This window comes from Edaphobacter sp. (assembly GCF_035532915.1).
Classification (GTDB): Bacteria; Acidobacteriota; Terriglobia; order Terriglobales; family Acidobacteriaceae; genus Edaphobacter.
The window spans coordinates 1-2422 of the sequence record NZ_DATKQC010000371.1; the positions used below are offsets into that span (position 1 = coordinate 1).

General features: G+C 61.1%; 1 protein-coding gene and 1 pseudogene. One reads left to right on the forward strand and one right to left on the reverse strand.

What is annotated here, in order from left to right; translation table 11 throughout:
• Positions 1-839: pseudogene (locus tag VMU57_RS17605) on the forward strand (DNA-directed RNA polymerase subunit beta'); the annotation flags it as partial.
• A gap of 128 nt (positions 840-967) precedes the next feature.
• Here VMU57_RS17605 and VMU57_RS17610 read toward each other — a convergent pair.
• A partial coding sequence (locus VMU57_RS17610; RefSeq protein WP_325385792.1) for a GGDEF domain-containing protein occupies positions 968-2422 on the reverse strand: 1455 nt, incomplete at its 5' end.

Consider the following 2422-nt stretch of genomic DNA (forward strand, 5'->3'; position numbering starts at 1 on the left):
ACATCACCGGCGGTCTGCCCCGCGTGGTCGAGCTGTTCGAAGCCCGCAAGCCGCGCGAAACGGCCATCATCAGCGAGATCGATGGTGTGGTTCGCTTCGGCGAGGTCGCCAAAGGCCAGCGCAAAATCTACGTGACTGCCGACAACGGCGACGAGAAGGAATACTCGGTGCCGCGCGGCATTCACGTCAACGTCCAGGAGGGCGAGCGTCTGCGTGCCGGCGACCCGCTGATGGATGGCCCCTTGAACCCGCACGACATTCTTGCCGTGCTGGGCGAAAAGGAACTGCAGGCTTACCTGGTGAACGAAATCCAGGAGGTTTACCGTCTGCAGGGCGTGGCCATCAGCGACAAGCACATCGAAGTCATCGTGCGCCAGATGCTGCGCTGGGTCCGCATCGACGAAGTCGGCGACACCAACTTCCTGCTCGAGCAGCAGGTGGATCGTTTCCGCTTCCGCGAAGAGAACGAGCGCGTACTCACCAACGGGGGTCGTCCGGCCATCGGCCGTCCGCTGCTGCTGGGCATCACCAAGGCGTCGCTCTCGACCGACAGCTTCATCTCCGCGGCCAGCTTCCAGGAGACAACCCGCGTGCTGACTGAAGCCAGCATCAACGGCGCCATCGACAACCTGCGCGGTCTGAAGGAGAACGTCATCGTCGGCCGCCTCATCCCTGCCGGTACGGGCCTCGAATACTACCGCAACGTCCAGCTCTCTCCGGAGTTAGAGGAAGCGGCAGCCCGGGTGCAGGAAGAGGTTTCGGCCGAGATTGAAGCCGCCGAGCGCGAACTTGAACTCATGCGCCAGGAAGGCGAAGCCGAAGAGATGGCAGCCGAATAAGCACTGGGCAGATTCAAAAACTGCTCCTTTACCCAAGAAGGCCCGGCTTCGCGCCGGGCCTTCTCGTTTGCTCTGTCTTATCGGTGCTGGTTCTACTTTATCTTGGTGAGAAGTCTCGCCTTCGCGTGTCAAACCCGCTTCACGTCCGGATGGCGCTTGGTGTGCTTGGCCACGTACATGGCCGCGTCGGCGGCGGTCAGCAGGCTGTCGCTGGTGGTGCCGTCCGAGGGGTAGAGGGCGAATCCAACGCTCGCCGAGCCGCGCAGCAGGTAGCCTTCCACCCCAAAGGGCGCGTCGAAACAGCGTTCCAGGCGCTGCGCAATCTCTTCCAGGTCGGCGCGGTTGCGCAGCACTGAAATCAGCGCGGCGAACTCGTCTCCGCCCAGCCGCGCCAGCATGTCCCCATTGCGCAATTGCCGCTTCATGCGCAGCGAAACCTCCTGCAGGTACAGGTCGCCCACATGGTGGCCATACATGTCATTCACCAGTTTGAAGTCATCCAGGTCCACGTAAACAAGGCCGAAAATCGTCGACTTCTCGCGCGCCCTGTCCAGATGCTCTTCGAGGTAGCGGTCCAGCGAAAAGCGATTGTGCATGTCGGTCAGCAAATCAAACTCCGACCGATGCACCAGGTCGCTGTAAAGCTTGCGCGTCTCTATCGCCAGGGTCGCCAGGCGCACCCCCGCAACCAGCGCGTCCATCTCTTCCTTGTCATTCCCTTTCGGCTTGTCCACCGCGACAAAAAGAGTTCCAAGAACCACGCCCGAATGGGAAGGGACATCGCGACTCAGAATCCGCAGATCCTCCATATTCTCGGCAGGATGTCCCAGCCGCGGTCCTTCCACCACATCGCACCAGCATGACGCGCCATTCAGGACGAACGACACCATCTCCGTGATGTGCTCAACGACCTCGCCCAGCGGTTCGGTGCCGCTGATATCTTCAAGGATCTTGCTGCGCCACTGTTCCAGTTGGGCAACGTGCTTCTCCTGTTTGCCCTCGGCTTCGCTTTGTGCCGTGATGGCTGCGGTTTGCAGGTGCACCCTCCTGCGAAGCATCCCCACCCACACGCTCGCGGCAACCACCACCAGAAACAACATTCCGACCAGGCGAATCAAATTGCCTACCGTCAGCAACGGAGCAGACGAAATCACCGCAAGATCGTCAGATGACCGCAGCAGAATGTTGAACGGTGTGCGGGAATCAAAGGGATTTGACTCGTTCATGAAGCAAATGCCCGTCACCCGCACCTTGGAGCCGGGCTGCACGTGCCTCATGGGCGGCGGATCGGGATTGAGACTGGTCGGCAGCGGATGCTTGTAAATAGCCGAAAACAGGTTGCCGTCCGCCTCCAGAACGTACTCGTCCTGCGAGGCTCCCCGCACTTCCGCCATCACTTCTCCCTCAATGGACACGAGGTCAAAAAGATGGCTGCTCGTCGAAAGCTGGTCCCAGTTGGCCGGCGTCGGCGTGACCGGCGCGGACGTGCTCAGATCCTGAATCTCCGCGCTGCCCAGCGCCAGAAATCCGTCGTGCCCCTCCGGGTACCCAGTTGCGTCCGCCAGGTCGCCCACCTTCAAAGG